At 60.7% G+C, this 14,429-nt stretch carries 14 protein-coding genes; 4 read left to right on the top strand and 10 right to left on the bottom strand.

All coding sequences use genetic code 11. From position 1 onward, the window contains the following. From BM026_RS28750 to BM026_RS28735, 3 genes are all read left to right on the top strand, one after another. On the top strand, nucleotides 1-1,271 hold a 1,271-nt coding region (locus BM026_RS28750), incomplete at its 5' end, for an RHS repeat-associated core domain-containing protein (protein WP_175507990.1). Nucleotides 1,272-1,274: 3 nt separating this feature from the next. Then, nucleotides 1,275-1,682: an Imm50 family immunity protein gene (locus BM026_RS28745; protein ID WP_093530905.1), complete on the top strand. Its 408-nt coding sequence runs from the start codon at nucleotides 1,275-1,277 to the stop codon at nucleotides 1,680-1,682. A gap of 554 nt (nucleotides 1,683-2,236) precedes the next feature. Next, on the top strand, nucleotides 2,237-2,599 hold the full coding sequence (locus tag BM026_RS28735; RefSeq protein ID WP_058424472.1) for an Mpo1-like protein: 363 nt from the start codon (nucleotides 2,237-2,239) through the stop codon (nucleotides 2,597-2,599). A 2-nt stretch (nucleotides 2,600-2,601) separates the two neighbouring features. Here BM026_RS28735 and BM026_RS28730 read toward each other — a convergent pair whose 3' ends face one another. The 3 genes from BM026_RS28730 to BM026_RS28720 all read right to left on the bottom strand — a co-directional run bounded on the left by BM026_RS28730 (nucleotide 2,602) and on the right by BM026_RS28720 (nucleotide 4,574). Beyond that, nucleotides 2,602-3,399 carry an acyl-CoA thioesterase gene (locus BM026_RS28730; protein WP_093511841.1) on the bottom strand — a complete coding sequence of 266 codons (798 nt, stop codon included), beginning with the start codon at nucleotides 3,397-3,399 and terminating at the stop codon, nucleotides 2,602-2,604. A 90-nt stretch (nucleotides 3,400-3,489) separates the two neighbouring features. Next, on the bottom strand, nucleotides 3,490-4,251 hold the full coding sequence (locus BM026_RS28725) for a CHAD domain-containing protein (RefSeq protein ID WP_092247627.1): 762 nt from the start codon (nucleotides 4,249-4,251) through the stop codon (nucleotides 3,490-3,492). Between the two features lie 44 nt (nucleotides 4,252-4,295). Then, the gene (locus BM026_RS28720) at nucleotides 4,296-4,574 is read right to left on the bottom strand and encodes a hypothetical protein (protein ID WP_012722962.1); all 279 of its coding nucleotides are present in this window, start codon (nucleotides 4,572-4,574) and stop codon (nucleotides 4,296-4,298) included. 214 nt (nucleotides 4,575-4,788) lie between these two features. Between BM026_RS28720 and BM026_RS28715 the strand changes: the two genes are divergently transcribed. Beyond that, entirely contained in the window at nucleotides 4,789-5,826 is a 1,038-nt protein-coding gene (locus BM026_RS28715) for a patatin-like phospholipase family protein (RefSeq protein WP_058424475.1), read from the top strand. Nucleotides 5,827-5,887: 61 nt separating this feature from the next. Here BM026_RS28715 and BM026_RS28710 read toward each other — a convergent pair whose 3' ends face one another. From BM026_RS28710 to BM026_RS28675, 7 genes are all read right to left on the bottom strand, one after another. Beyond that, nucleotides 5,888-6,577, bottom strand: a complete 690-nt coding sequence (locus BM026_RS28710; RefSeq protein WP_071490041.1) for a response regulator — start codon at nucleotides 6,575-6,577, stop codon at nucleotides 5,888-5,890. 37 nt (nucleotides 6,578-6,614) lie between these two features. Beyond that, nucleotides 6,615-9,266, bottom strand: a complete 2,652-nt coding sequence (locus BM026_RS28705; RefSeq protein WP_092247625.1) for a sensor histidine kinase — start codon at nucleotides 9,264-9,266, stop codon at nucleotides 6,615-6,617. A gap of 124 nt (nucleotides 9,267-9,390) precedes the next feature. Beyond that, the gene (kdpC, locus tag BM026_RS28700) at nucleotides 9,391-9,936 is read right to left on the bottom strand and encodes a potassium-transporting ATPase subunit KdpC (protein ID WP_071490039.1); all 546 of its coding nucleotides are present in this window, start codon (nucleotides 9,934-9,936) and stop codon (nucleotides 9,391-9,393) included. A gap of 64 nt (nucleotides 9,937-10,000) precedes the next feature. Further along, nucleotides 10,001-12,064 (bottom strand): potassium-transporting ATPase subunit KdpB, encoded by a 2,064-nt coding sequence (gene kdpB / locus BM026_RS28695; RefSeq protein WP_071490038.1) that lies wholly within the window; start codon nucleotides 12,062-12,064, stop codon nucleotides 10,001-10,003. Nucleotides 12,065-12,072: 8 nt separating this feature from the next. Then, a complete protein-coding gene (gene kdpA / locus BM026_RS28690; protein WP_071490037.1) occupies nucleotides 12,073-13,767 on the bottom strand; it encodes a potassium-transporting ATPase subunit KdpA in 1,695 nt (564 codons plus the stop codon). A 9-nt stretch (nucleotides 13,768-13,776) separates the two neighbouring features. Next, nucleotides 13,777-13,866, bottom strand: a complete 90-nt coding sequence (gene kdpF / locus BM026_RS28685) for a K(+)-transporting ATPase subunit F (protein ID WP_003218754.1) — start codon at nucleotides 13,864-13,866, stop codon at nucleotides 13,777-13,779. A gap of 291 nt (nucleotides 13,867-14,157) precedes the next feature. Continuing rightward, a partial coding sequence (locus BM026_RS28675) for a transposase (RefSeq protein ID WP_139217591.1) occupies nucleotides 14,158-14,429 on the bottom strand: 272 nt, incomplete at its 5' end.

The raw sequence follows: 14,429 nt of genomic DNA, 5'->3' as shown, positions 1-14,429 counted from the left end.
CCGGCAACCTCACCCGCCTGCTCGACACCCGCAAGGGCGAACACCGCTACCACTACGACCCACTCAACCGCCTCACCCGCGCCGACCACACCCAAGGCGAGCAGGAACGCTTCGGCCACGACCCCGCCGGCAACCTGCTCATGCACAACCGCCCCGGCCCCGACATCGTCGCCGGCAACCGCCTGATGATCCAGGGCGACCATCATTACGACTACGACGCCTTCGGCAACCTGATTCGTGAACGACGCGGTAAGGGCCATCAACTCGTCACCGAGTACCGCTACGACTGCCAGCACCGCCTGATCGGTATTAAAACGCCCAACGGCCAGACCGCCAGTTACCGCTACGACCCGTTTGGGCGGCGTATCAGCAAAACCGTCGACGGCATCACCACCGAGTTTTTCTGGCAAGGCGACAAGCTGATTGCCGAACACCATGCGGATCGGCATCGCAGCTATCTGTATGAGCCGGACAGCTTCCGTCCGCTGGCCTTGCTGGAAGGCTTCGGCCCGAAGGACACCCAGGCCTACCACTACCAGCTCGACCACTTGGGCACCCCGCAGGAACTCACCGCCCCGGATGGCGAAATCGTCTGGTCGGCGCATTACCGTGCCTACGGTGAAATCAGCCGTCTTGATATCGGAAAAGTCGACAATCCGTTGCGCTTCCAGGGTCAGTATTTCGATCAGGAAAGCGGGCTGCACTACAACCGCCATCGCTACTACAATCCGGATGTTGGTCGTTACCTGACGCCGGATCCAGTGAAGCTGGCGGGTGGGATCAATGCGTACCAGTACGTGCCTAATCCCACGGGATGGGTGGATGCGACAGGGCTGAGCGCCAATTGTCCGCCGAAAGGGATACAACAGCCAGCCTGTAAAACACAGAATGAACCGGAAACACCTGATGTTTCTCGCAGAGGCGCTTTCAGACAAGCGAAAAGAGATGCTGGGATACCGATGGTTCAGGCCCCGGATATGGTAGTAGACCCAGACATAGGAAAGGCCAAACAATACACGACTGAAAAAATGACAGACAAGAATAGGAAAACAGTTCTGGATGAAAACGGCAAACCCATAAACACAAAAGTCTATCAATTCACAAGAGCAAACGGCTCGAAAATCCTTATCCAAGACCACTCAGCAGGCCATAAATACGGTAGCGTAGATGGAATTGGAGACCATTCATCGCACTTTAATTTGAGACCAATCGAAAAACCTCGAAAAGGTTATCTTGAAGGCGCAAAAAAACACTATCCATTCAGGAAATAAAAAATGAAATACTGGAACGAGTTAGAGGGGAGTATATTTCTTAGCAAAGTCTTCAGCCTTCCTGTTGAGATTGGAAAAATAGCCATTTCCTCATTAAGGGTAGAAAATGATCAGCCTTGTATTGGAATAGGATTCGACATCCCCGAATTTCCAGACAAACTACCAGAAAAATGGAAAAACAAAGAGTATAACATGTGCAGACTTGGAATAACCTGCAACGACATTAAAAATCTGAAAGTCTTTAACATCCCCGCACACGAGGTATTTACCGTAAAAATCAATAAGAAAATGGACCACTTTACTTTTGAAGCCACCAGCGATAATGCACACATAGAGTTCAACGCAAAATTTATTTCACTCAGCGGACCAACCGTTTACATCAACGATCCGGACGACTATTACTTCAAATAACCAAACCCAGTATATACTTCCCCATAAATGCGGCTAGGGGGCGCCACCTAATCCATCATCTCGAAAAAATATAGACAACTCATTCGAAACTTTAAATATACGCGCCAGAAAATTGAATCGGCAGAACTCACGACTTCGATTAACAATCTGGCGTGGAGTCTTTTCAAGTCAGAAAGCGATGTACCCGAACCAATCGAATTGAACGAAAAAGCACAGAATACGGCTCTAACTTCTGGCAGGAAATACAGAACAGGATTAGTCAAGAAATCTGGTTTCAGTGGGGTTCGATTCGGCATACAGGGCTTAGAAAATCCATGATGCAAAAGATATTACAGCGGTTCTGGGTGAGACGACCGGTTATCCATTCCAGATAACCGATAACAACCTCACGTTTCTGATACACATGGACGACCATGACTGCGTTATTTGGACATAAGGGGGGACATGCCGAAAACTACCCTCTATGACCCCCATAGCCAGCCCCAATTCGCCGCCCCGCCCGCCCCCGCCTAAACTCTGTTCAAGTTGTTTCAACGGACAGAGGATTCATCATCATGGGCAAACGTCACCCCAATCTCCCCGCCTGGCAATGGCGTCACTACCCGCAGAACCATCAGCACCCGACCAACCTGGCGTTGCACCTGATTGCCGTGCCGCTGTTCATCATCGGGTTTCTGTTGATTGTATCCGGGGTGTTCAGCCTGAGCCTGGCCAGTTTTGCCGTCGGTGTGGTCGGTATCCTGGCTGGCCTGGCGTTGCAGCGTCATGGTCATAGCCTGGAAGCCCAGGCCAGTGAACCGTTCAGTGATCGTAAAGATGCGGTCCAACGCCTGGTGGTCGAGCAGTTCGTGACCTTTCCGCGCTTTGTGTTGAGCGGTGGCTGGTGGCGCGCCTGGCGGCAGCGCCACAGGCATTGAGATCAGGCGAAGACCACCACGGTCTGGCGGCTGATAGCGATGAGTTCGCCGGTCGGGCTCCACAGGGCGGCGGCGGCATGGCCGTAGCCGTCGCGGGCGTGCTCGATATTGACGTAATACTGGCACCAGTCGAGGGTCGTGAGGTCTTGCAACGGCTGGATGAATTCGATGGTCCAGGTCAAGGTGCTGCCCGGTGCCGGCTTTTTCAGGTGCGGCAGCAACGCAGGGGGCCAGGCGTCGACCAGGGCAAGGATATGGGCCTCCGTCAGCGGCTCTTCCTTCACATCGCCACGCAACCGTACCCAACCGCCCATGTCGCGGGATTTATTACCGGTAAAGGGTAAGCCGCCGACGCTCCAGCGCATCGCCAGATGGCGCATGAATTCCGGGGTGACGCCCTTGATATAAGGCAGTTCCTGGCACTCATCCCAGTGCTTGAACACCGGCGGCGCTTCGCTTTCGACCGCAATTTCCGACTCACGGGCCCCACCGAAACTGGCCTGTACCAGTGTCGCCACTTCACCGTTCTGCACCACACGGCCAAGCAATTGGCTGACGGCTTTGCCTTCGCGCAGCACTTCGACTTGATAACTGGCGGGGACGTCCGGCGCTACCGGGCCAACAAAGGTGATTGCCAGCGACCGTAAAGGACGATCCGCGGGCACTTGGGCACGCAGGGCTTCGTATTGCAATGCGGCGACCAGGCCACCAAAGGTCGCACGGCCCTGGGCCCATTCGGCGGGGATGGTGACATCCAGCGGGTTGCTGCGGGCGGCATCGAGCAAATCACTAAAGCGCATGGCGGTCTCACATCAAAGGGAACAGATGAGGGATCTTAACCATCAGGCCAGTCAGGTACAGCGCCTATTCCGGCCAAAAGCCGGACCGGCTTAGAAACAATCAGCGCTGAGTTTATCCAGCACTCGATCCGCCTGCCCTTCCGCCTTGGCCATGGTGCGATGCCATACGGCAACACAAGGTTGCAGATCAGCCTGGCGTTCAGCCTGGGCCAACCACTGCCAGCAGTCATGCCAATCCCCCAGGGCGCCCTGGGCTTTTTTCAGGTGCGACATGGCGTTGGCGGGCAATTTATCCAACTCGGGATAGGCCTCGGCGGCGTAGCGCACGCGCTTGATCAGCAAGCGGAGGCGATGGCGATCATGGCCCGGATCCTTCAAGGCCTTATCGAGTGCCTGCCATTGCTTGGCCAGACGCTTTTCGATGCGTGGGCGCAGGCCTTTGAGCAACTTCTGGTGCTCAGAAGCACGGATGAAACGCGGGAAGGCGTCGAGGATCAGTAGCAAGTGCGCAAGCTCCGGGCTTTGCGCCACCTGACGATAGGCCTCGGGTTGCAGGCGCAGTCGTCGGTTTGCGGCCTCATGATGGCCATGCAGGTGCAAATACGCCGCCAGCACCTCGCGGTCGCGTAGCGGCGTAGTCAATTGGCCGACGGTGCTGGCCGCCAATTCAAGCTGCTCCACCCCTGGCAAGCCGCGCAAGGGGCGCAACAGGCTGCGCAGACGGCGCACAGTGGTGCGCAGGTCATGCAGGGCTTCGTCGTCGGTGACGGCGGCAAGACGAGCCTGGCAGCTCAGCAACCCTACTTCCAGGCCAATGACCTGAGCGACTAACTGATCGACCAAAGCTGACATCCTGCCCCCACTACCTGATGAGAAATCCTACTCGCTGCTACAGGTCAACGCCCGGCACGAGACTCACGAATATAGAACCGCGCTTTCTCGGCCTTGTTGGAGCAGCCTTCAAACGCTTCAAATTGCTGCTGGGTCTTGGCGCCTGTCAACAGAGACAGTGCCTTAGAGTAGCTCACGGTGCCGGCAAAGCCTTCGGCCTTGGCCAGGTCAAGTTCTTTCCAAGCGGCGTCCAACTGGCTGCCGCAACTGTCGCGGTAGGCGGTTTTCCCGGCGCAACCAGCCAGGGCCAACACGATCACAGGCACACACATCCAGGCTTTCATCAATGACACCTCAAAAAGAAAAAACAGTCGTACGTTGTAGACGTTGCCTACAGGGAAAAGTGCCTGTCCTTAGCCTGAAATCGATAGTACCTATTGGCCAGAGCATACCCGAGCAGCAGCGCTATCCTGGAAAAATATTGCAGGCTCCCACGAATATTGAAGCCGGCCTCTCATGGGTGCATTGTGGGCACCTGCCTTGGGGAGGACATGGACCATGAAGAAACGTGTTGCCTTGGTGCTGGGTTCCGGTGGAGCCCGGGGCTACGCCCATATCGGGGTGATCGAGGAAATCGAGCGGCGCGGCTACGACATCGCCTGTATCGCCGGCTGTTCAATGGGAGCGGTAGTCGGCGGCATTTACGCCGCTGGCAAGCTGGACGAGTATCGAAACTGGATTGAAAGCCTCGACTACCTCGACGTGTTGCGCCTGGTCGACGTGAGCTTCCGCCTGGGCGCCATTCGTGGCGAGAAAGTCTTCGGGCAGATCCGCAAGATCGTCGGCGAGATCAATATCGAAGAACTGCGCATCCCCTACACCGCAGTCGCCACCGACCTTACCAACCAGCAGGAAATCTGGTTTCAGGAAGGCTGCCTGCACCAGGCCATGCGCGCCTCGGCGGCGATTCCCAGCCTGTTCACCCCGGTGATGCAAGGCAACCGCATGCTCGTGGACGGCGGCCTGCTCAACCCGCTGCCCATCGTGCCGGTGGTGTCGAGCCACTGTGACTTGATCATCGCGGTCAACCTCAACGCCACCAATCAGAAGCACTACCAGTTGCCGGTGATCCAACGCCCGCCCGCGTTCAAGAGCCGCTTCAACAACCTGGCGAGATCACTCGGTTCGCACCTGCCCTTTCGCCGCAAGCAGGCCGAACAATTGATGAAACTCGAGCAGGAGGCGTTGGAAGCGCAGGCGGCGGAGATCAACCCGTGGCTGGAATCTGCCGAACCGGAATCCCAACAACCCGCCGCGGCACCGGAAAAGCCCGGCGCACCGAAGTCGGCAACCGGGTCGTTCATCATTGATAACGTCGGCCCGGCTTCGCTGCTGGACCTGATCAACCAGAGCTTCGAGGTGATGCAGACGTCGCTGGCGCAGTACAAGATCGCCGGCTACCCGCCCGACGTGCTGATCAACGTGCCGAAGCGGGTGTGCCGTTTTTTCGAGTTCTACAAAGCGCCGGAATTAATCGCCCTGGGGCGGGAAATTGCCAGTGATACGTTGGATCGCTATGAAAGTGAGCAACGCTGAAACAGGCGCGTCACTAACGCCGTTGTGGCGAGCCCGCTCGCCACAGAGAAGCACCTGAGATCTATCCGCCCAACAACCGATACCCCACCCCCGCCTCGGTCACGATAAACCGTGGCTGGGTCGGGTCATCCGCCAGCTTCTGGCGCAGGTGTCCCACGACGATGCGCAGGTAGTGGCTGTCCTCGGTATGGGTCGGCCCCCAGATATCCTTGAGCAATTGCTGCTGGGTAATCACCCGCCCAGGGTGCCGTGCCAGTTGCGCCAGCACCGCGTACTCCTTGCGCGTCAGCGCCACTTCAGCGCCGTCCAGCAGCACCCGGCGATAGGCCAGGTCCACCGTCAGCGGGCCAAAACGCAAGGCTGCTTCCTGGGCTTCCCCCGCTGGCGCCTGGCGTAGCAATGCACGCACCCGGGCGAGAAACTCCTGGATGCCAAAGGGTTTGGTCACATAGTCATTCGCACCACCATCCAGGGCCTCGACCTTTTGCCCCTCGCTGGCCCGCACCGACAGCACCAGCACCGGCACCGTCGACCACTCGCGAAATTCACGCAGCACCTGCTGGCCGTCCATGTCGGGCAGGCCAAGATCGAGGACCAGGAGGTCCGGCTTGTTCAACGCGGCCTGGGCCAGGCCTTCGTTGCCGGTACCGGCTTCGATCACTTTGTAGCCCTGGGAGGCCAGGCTGATGCGCAGGAATTTGCGGATCTGCGGTTCGTCATCAATGACCAAAATCGTCGCGGTCTGGCTCATGGCTTCCAATCAAAATCCGTGAAGAAAACAGGGTAGCTCATGCCTCGCGCTCCAGGCCAGGCTGTGTCGGCAACGGCAGGAACAAGGTGATGCAGGTGCCACGCCCGTCAATGCCGTCGGCCACGCTGATATGCCCACCGTGGGCGCCGACCATGCCCTGGCAGATTGCAAGGCCCAGCCCCGTGCCCTGCCCGCCTCGATCACCGCGTGCTGCGGTGTAGAACATATCGAAGATCTTTGCGCGCTCATCCTCGGGAATGCCGGGGCCTTCGTCGGCCACGGCGAAGAACAGCTGGTTATCGGCAACGCCGGCGCTCAGTTGCAAACGCCCTTGCGGCGGCGAAAAACGCGCGGCGTTTTCCAGCACATTCACCAACGCCTGCTCGATCAACGCAGCATGCACATACAACAATGGCAACTCGGGCGGTACGTCGGTACTCACCTGCAACGGCGCCAGCACTGCACGCAGACGGCCGAGGGCGCTGCCGACGATATCACCCGGCGACACCCAATCCCGCGCCAGCTTCAACGCACCGTGGCCGAGGCGGGTCATGTCCAGCAGGTTCTGAATGTAACGGTCAAGACGCTCAGCCTCATCGCGAGTGCCTTCAAGCAATTCGCGACGATCCTCCAGCGGGATCGCTTCACCAAGTGCCAGCAAGCTGTCGATGCTGCCACGCATGGAGGTCAGCGGTGTGCGCAAATCATGGGAGACCGACGCCAGCAAGGCGCTGCGCAGTTGCTCGGTTTCGCCGTGCAACCTTGCAGACTCCAACTCCTGGGCCAGTTGCGCCCGCGCCAGCGCCTGGGCCAATGGCTGGCTCAAGGCGGTGAGCAGGCGACGGCGTTGGCCGCTCAATTCCAGGCCCGGTTTGGGACTGACCCCCAGCAAACCCAGCGGACCTTCTTCGCCCGACAACGGCCACCACCACCAACGCCCGAACGGCAGGGTCCCGGTGCCCATGCCCGCTGGTTGGTCATGTTGCCAAGCCCAATCGGCAGCAGCACGCTCGGCTTCGGTAAGCGTCAGCGGGCCGCCGGTCTCGATTGTCCAACCGCCTTGGCCATCACGATTGACCAGGCACAGGTCCAGGTCGCTCCAGCCTTCCAGGTGATGTGCGGCAGCACTGATCACCGCCTGGCGATCGGTGGCGGCCGTGAGTTTGCGCGACAGGTCGAGCAGCTCGCTGGTTTCTTCCTGGGTGTCGCGCAACGCCTGCAACTGGCGGCGCTGGCGCGCAGCCAGGTTGCCGGTCAGCGCCGCCATCAACAGGAAGAACAACAGGGTCAGTACGTCTTCTTCACGCTGGATCGCGAAGGAAAAATTCGGCGGGATAAACAGGAAGTCATAGGTCAGGAACGACAATGCCGCACACACCAGCGACGGCCCCAGGCTGCTACGCACTGCCACCAGCAATACCGCCGCCAGGAACACCAGAGAGATGTTCGGCAGCGGCAAGGCGCTGGACACCGCCCAGGCCACCGCCGCCGCGACCACCGTGGCCAAAACCGCCAGTGCGTAGTCGAACCACACTAGCCCGCGTACATCCGGCAAGCGCGGCGGCGCCGGGATATCGTCGCTGTCGAGGACGTTGATTTCCAAACCTCGCGCATTACGCAACAAACGCGCAGCCAGGCCGCCGCCGAACAAGCGACGGCGCCAACGCATCCGCGACTGCCCCACCAGCAGCAGACTGGCGCGGCGTTCGGCGGCGTGCTGGATCAGCGTCTTGGCCACCTCCCCTGCGCGCAGCAACACTACCTCGCCGCCCAGTCGTTCGGCCAACTGCTGGGCATTTTGCAGGCGCAGCCGCGACTGCTCGTCCCGCGCTCGGCCGTTATCGATATGCACCAGGCTCCACGGCAAATGGCGGCGCTGGGCAACCCGGCTGGCATGGCGCACCAGGCGCTCGGCCTGGGCATCGCCATCCACGCCGACCAGCAAGCGCCCACGCACCGCCGGCGCGGCTTGGCCGAGCTGGCGATAGCCTTGGGCCAAATCGTCATCGACGTGGGCGGCGGCGGTTTGCATGGCCAACTCGCGCAAGGCCATCAGGTTGGTCTGGGTGAAGAACGCATCGATGGCCGCCCGCGCCTGCTCCGGCACGTAGACCTTGCCATCGCGCAGGCGCTCCAGCAGCTCGCGGGACGGCAGGTCGATCAGCAGCAGTTCGTCGGCCTCTTGCAGCACCCAGTCCGGCAGGGTTTCACGCACTTGCACGCCGGTGATGCCGCGTACCTGGTCGTTGAGGCTTTCCAGGTGCTGGACGTTGACCGTGGTAAACACGTTGATGCCGGCAGCGAGCAGTTCCTGGATGTCTTGCCAGCGCTTTTCGTGACGGCTGCCGGGGGCGTTGCTGTGGGCCAACTCGTCGACCAGCACCAGCTTGGGCTTGGCGGCGAGCAGGCCGTCGAGGTCCATTTCTTCGAGCATCACGCCACGGTATTCGCTGCGCAGCAACGGTTGCTGCGGCAGGCCGCTGAGCAAGGCTTCGGTCTCGGCACGGCCGTGGGTTTCGACCACACCGGCGATCAGCTTCACGCCCTGTCGCAGTTGCGTGTGCGCGGCCTGGAGCATGGCGTAGGTCTTGCCCACACCCGGCGCGGCGCCAAGGAAGACTTTGAGCCGGCCACGGCCATCCCGGGGTAGATCGGCTAACAGGGCATCGGCGCGGCCGGAGTCGCTCATGCTCGGGGTTCCTTCAGATGTTTATGGGTTGCGCCCCAGGCCGTCATCGCGGGCAAGCCCACTCCCACATTTGGAATGCATTCCCCTGTGGAAGCCGGCTTGCCTGCGATGGCGGCGCCACTGCCTACAACTTTTCCAGGGCCATATTCAGCGCCAGCACATTCACCACCGGCGGGCCTACCAGCGGGCTTTCGATGTGTTCATCGAGCAAACGCTGCAAAGTCGACACCGGCACATTCCGCGCCGCCGCCACCCTTGCCAGTTGATAGGCAATCGCCTGGGGTGGCAAGTGTGGATCAAGACCGCTGCCAGAGGTAGTCAGCGATGCCAGAGGCACCGGCCCTTGGCTCGGCACCAACTGTTTACTCGCGTCATCGAAGATACGCGTCGCCAGCGCCGGGTTGCTGGGGCCGAGGTTACTGGCGCTGCTGGAGACCGTCGCAAACGCGCCAGCCGATGGGCGCGGATGGAACCAGCTGGCACCGGTAAAGTCCTGGGCAATCAGGCTGGAGCCACGCACCTTGCCGCTGTCGTCGCGCACCAGACTGCCATTGGCCTGGTTCGGGAAAGCCACTTGGGCGACACCAGTCACCACCAGTGGGTAAGCGACGCCGGTGATCAGGGTCATGAGCACCAGCAGGCTCAGGGCCGGGCGGATCATGTTGGACATTTCGGATTCCTCAAGTCGGTCATTGCAACCTGTGGGCACCCGTCGGGCGCCCACAGGAATCGGGTCAAACCAGGTGCAACGCAGTCAGCAGCATGTCGATCGCCTTGATGCCCACGAACGGCACCAGGATCCCGCCCAGCCCATAGATCAGCAGGTTGCGCCGCAGCAATGCCGCCGCACTCGCCGCCTGTACGCGCACACCGCGCAGCGCCAGGGGGATCAGCACCACGATGATCAGCGCGTTGAACACGATGGCCGAAAGGATCGCGCTCTGCGGGCTCTGCAAGTGCATCACGTTGAGCACGCCCAGTTGCGGATAGATCGAAGCGAACAGCGCCGGCAGGATCGCGAAGTACTTGGCCACGTCGTTGGCGATGGAAAAGGTGGTCAATGCGCCACGGGTCACCAGCAATTCCTTGCCGATCTGCACCACGTCCAGCAGCTTGGTCGGGTCGCTGTCGAGGTCGACCATGTTGGCGGCCTCGCGCGCAGCCTGGGTGCCATCGTTCATCGCCATGCCGACGTCCGCCTGGGCCAGCGCCGGGGCGTCGTTGGCGCCGTCGCCGCACATCGCCACCAGGCGACCATCATTTTGCTCATGACGGATGCGGGCGAGTTTTTTCTCCGGGGTGGCTTCGGCCAGTACGTCGTCCACGCCCGCTTCAGCGGCAATCGCGGCGGCGGTCAGCGGGTTGTCGCCGGTGACCATCACGGTACGGATTCCCAGTTTGCGCAGCTCGGCGAAACGCTCACGGATGCCCGGCTTGACCACGTCCTTCAGGTGGATCGCGCCGAGCAACTTGCCGTCGGCACACACCAGCAACGGGGTGCCGCCGCTCTGGGCGATCTTGTCGATTTCCCGCGACAGCGCAGGCTGCAAGTCGCGACGTTGTTGACCGATGAAGGCCAGCAGCGAATCCACCGCGCCTTTGCGGAACACACGGCCCTGGTAGTCGACACCGGACAAGCGGGTTTCAGCACTGAACGGCACGGCCGTCAGTTCGTCTGCGGTCGGCTCGGCTTGAGGGTGCAAGGCGCGCAGGTATTCAACGATGGATTTACCTTCCGCCGTGTCATCGGCCAGGGAGGCGAACAATGCGCCTTCGGCCACTTCCTTGCCACTGACGCCAGGCGCCGCGACCACCGCCGCACAGCGACGGTTACCGAAGGTGATGGTGCCGGTCTTGTCCAGCAGCAACACATGCACGTCGCCCGCTGCTTCCACGGCACGCCCGGACTTGGCGATCACGTTGAGGCGCACCAGGCGGTCCATGCCGGCGATGCCGATCGCCGACAGCAAGCCGCCAATAGTTGTAGGAATCAGCGTCACCAGCAGTGCGACCAGGAACACCAACGGCAAGCTGCCGCTGGCGAAATGGGCGAACGGCTGCAGGGTTACCACCACCAACAGGAAGATCAGGGTCAGGCCGATCAGCAGAATATCCAACGCGACTTCGTTGGGGGTTTTCTGGCGCTTGGCGCCTTCCACCAGGGCGATCATGCGGTCCAGGGTCGACTCACCAGGGTTGGCGGTGATACGAATCAGCAGCCAGTCAGACACCAGGCGGGTGTTGCCGGTGACGGCTGAACGGTCACCACCGGACTCACGGATCACCGGTGCCGATTCACCGGTAATGGCCGCTTCGTTGACTGCCGCAATGCCTTCGATGACCTCGCCGTCACCGGGGATCATTTCCCCGGCGGCAACGCGCACCACATCGCCTTTGCGCAGGCTGGTGGCCGGCACGACCTTGAAGCTGCCATCGGCCTCCTTGCGGCGTGCGCTGAGGCCTTCGCTGCCGGCCTTGAGGCTGTCGGCGCGGGCCTTGCCACGCCCTTCGGCCAGGGCTTCGGCGAAGTTGGCGAACAGCACGGTGAACCACAGCCACACGGCGATTTGTACGGCGACAAACGTGGGCACGGTGGTGTCGGGCACGAAGCACAGCACAGTGGTGAGGATCGCGGTCAGTTCGACCACCAGCATCACCGGCGAACGTTGCAGTTGGCGCGGGTCCAGCTTGACGAACGCCTGGACCAGCGCCGGGCGCCACAGAGCCGAGACGGCGGTTTTGGCAGGCTCCTGGGTTTTGACCGGGGCCGCATTTTTTGCAGGCATATTCATGTTCATATCGCCTCTTAGAAGCCCATGCTCAAGTGTTCAGCAATGGGACCCAGCGCCAGCGTTGGCAGGAAAGTCAGGCCGCCCACCAGCAGAATGGTCACGGTCAACAGGGTCACGAACAGCGGGCCATGGGTCGGGAAGCTGTTCTGGCCGATCGGTGCGGTCTTCTTCATCGCCAGGCTGCCGGCCAGGGCCAGGACCGGGAGGATGTAGCCGAAGCGGCCGATCAACATGCCCAGGCCCAGCATCAGGTTATGGAACGGTGTGTTGGCGCTGAAGCCACCGAAGGCCGAGCCGTTGTTGGCACTGGCCGAGGTGTAGGCGTAGAGCAACTGGCTGAAGCCGTGGGGGCCAGGGTTGCTGATGGCACTGGCCGGGCCAGGCAGGCTGGCGGCAATGGCGCCGAGCACGAGCACACCCACCGGCATCACCAGCAGGGTCACCACCAGCAATTGCACTTCCTTGGCCTGCAGCTTCTTGCCCAGATATTCCGGGGTGCGGCCGATCATCAGGCCGGCGAGAAACACCGCGATCAACACGTTGAGCAACATGCCGTACATGCCGGCGCCGACGCCGCCGAAGATCACTTCGCCGACCATCATGTTGACCAGCGCGACCATGCCGCTGAGTGGATTGAGGCTGTCCTGCATGCCGTTGACCGAGCCATTGGATGCCGCTGTCGTCGTCACCGACCACAGCACCGTACCGGCGGTGCCGAAGCGTGCCTCCTTGCCTTCCAGTGGCGCAGTCTGCTCCACGGCCGGATTGTTCAGGGTCGGGTTGGGCTGGTATTCGGCCCACAGCGAGGTCGCGCCGCCGATCAGGAACAACGCCAGCATGCAGCCGAGGATCGCGCGGCTCTGACGCAGGTCTTTCACGTAATGGCCGAAGGTGAACACCAGCGCCACGGGGATCAGGATGATTGACGCCACTTCGAACAAGTTTGCCCAAGCGGTAGGGTCTTCAAACGGATGCGCCGAGTTGACACCGAAGAAGCCGCCGCCGTTGGTGCCCAACTGCTTGATCGCAATCTGACTGGCGGCCGGGCCCAGGGGGATCACTTGATCCACACCCTGCAGGGTCACGGCATCCACGTAATGGGCGAAGGTCTGCGGTACGCCCTGCCACACCAGGAACAACGCCAGCACCAGGCACAACGGCAGCAGGCCGTAGAGGGTGGCGCGGGTCATGTCGACCCAGAAGTTGCCAAGGGTCTTGGTGGATTTGCGACCGATCCCACGGCAAAGCGCGACCAGCACTGCCAGACCCGTCGCCGCGCTGACAAAGTTCTGCACGGTCAGGCCGGCCATCTGGCTGAGGTAGCTCAGGGACGCCTCGCCACTGTAGGACTGCCAGTTGGTGTTGGTCATGAAACTGACCGCGGTGTTGAAGGCCAGGGTCCATTCCTGCCCCGGCAATTTCTGCGGGTTCAGTGGGAGGTAGTCCTGGAACAACAGGATCGCGAACAGCAGCAAAAAGCCCGCGAGGTTGAAGGCGAGCAAGGCGAGCATGTACTTCTGCCAGCTTTGCTCCTGATGCTCGTCCACGCCCGACAGGCGATAACAGGCGCGCTCCACGGGACCGAACACCGGCGTAAGCCAGGTGCGCTGCCCTTCCATTACTTTGTAATAGAACCGCCCCAGGAACGGTGCCGGCACCAGCACCACGGCAAAGAAGGCAATGATCAGCCAATAGTCATAACTGTGCATGGCCAGCTCCTAGTTCCGATCCGCGCGTAACAGCGCAACCAGCAGATAAATGAACAGCGCCACGGCCAATAGCAGTGACACCCCGTCCAGAACGCTCATGGAAGTCTCTCCGTTTAGCGGCGAGTGCCGCGTGTGGGGCAATTGTCGGCAGGAGTGGCGTAAAGGAACGAGAGCGAGGGGGTGGGCGAGGCGTAAAGACGGCGTAAAGAGTGGGTTTATGCGGGGTTTACAGGGAGGTTTGTGCTGGATTGGAGGGCCTCATCGGGGGCAACCCCCCTCCCACACCGGGCCTGCGTATGCCGGTCAAAATGTGGGAGGGGGCTTGCCCCGGGAGTATCAGTTTTTTTGTGTTCGGGCTGGTTAGGGCCTGCCGTCAGGCAGGCCCTTGTTTTACCAGCTCGGTCTGGTAAATCGGTCTCCGTACAGGATCGCAAATTGATTCATTGCCACTTTCCAGTCGTGTGCCGCATGACCCCAGTTGGCGGTGATGTTGCGCAACCCAAGCCATATCAGTTTCGTCGCGGCCTCATCGGTCGGGAAGTGCCCTCGAGTCTTGATGATCTTGCGTAACTGGGCATTGATGCTCTCGATGGCATTGGTCGTGTAAACCACTTTGCGGATGCCCGCCGGGAAAACAAAAAACGGTATAACCCGATCCCAGG

Origin of the sequence: Pseudomonas sp. NFPP24 (genome assembly GCF_900112095.1) — a bacterium.
Taxonomy (GTDB): Bacteria; Pseudomonadota; Gammaproteobacteria; order Pseudomonadales; family Pseudomonadaceae; genus Aquipseudomonas; species Aquipseudomonas extremorientalis.
Note: the sequence above shows the minus strand (reverse complement) of the source record. Positions and strands in the feature narration are given on the sequence as shown.

Coding starts and splice junctions, on each gene's coding strand:
- BM026_RS28745 (WP_093530905.1), top strand. CDS start 1,275: ATGAAATACTGGAACGAGTTAGAGGGGAGTATATTTCTTAGCAAAGTC.
- BM026_RS28735 (WP_058424472.1), top strand. CDS start 2,237: ATGGGCAAACGTCACCCCAATCTCCCCGCCTGGCAATGGCGTCACTAC.
- BM026_RS28730 (WP_093511841.1), bottom strand. CDS start 3,399: ATGCGCTTTAGTGATTTGCTCGATGCCGCCCGCAGCAACCCGCTGGAT.
- BM026_RS28725 (WP_092247627.1), bottom strand. CDS start 4,251: ATGTCAGCTTTGGTCGATCAGTTAGTCGCTCAGGTCATTGGCCTGGAA.
- BM026_RS28720 (WP_012722962.1), bottom strand. CDS start 4,574: ATGAAAGCCTGGATGTGTGTGCCTGTGATCGTGTTGGCCCTGGCTGGT.
- BM026_RS28715 (WP_058424475.1), top strand. CDS start 4,789: ATGAAGAAACGTGTTGCCTTGGTGCTGGGTTCCGGTGGAGCCCGGGGC.
- BM026_RS28710 (WP_071490041.1), bottom strand. CDS start 6,577: ATGAGCCAGACCGCGACGATTTTGGTCATTGATGACGAACCGCAGATC.
- BM026_RS28705 (WP_092247625.1), bottom strand. CDS start 9,266: ATGAGCGACTCCGGCCGCGCCGATGCCCTGTTAGCCGATCTACCCCGG.
- kdpC (WP_071490039.1), bottom strand. CDS start 9,936: ATGTCCAACATGATCCGCCCGGCCCTGAGCCTGCTGGTGCTCATGACC.
- kdpB (WP_071490038.1), bottom strand. CDS start 12,064: ATGAACATGAATATGCCTGCAAAAAATGCGGCCCCGGTCAAAACCCAG.
- kdpA (WP_071490037.1), bottom strand. CDS start 13,767: ATGCACAGTTATGACTATTGGCTGATCATTGCCTTCTTTGCCGTGGTG.
- kdpF (WP_003218754.1), bottom strand. CDS start 13,866: ATGAGCGTTCTGGACGGGGTGTCACTGCTATTGGCCGTGGCGCTGTTC.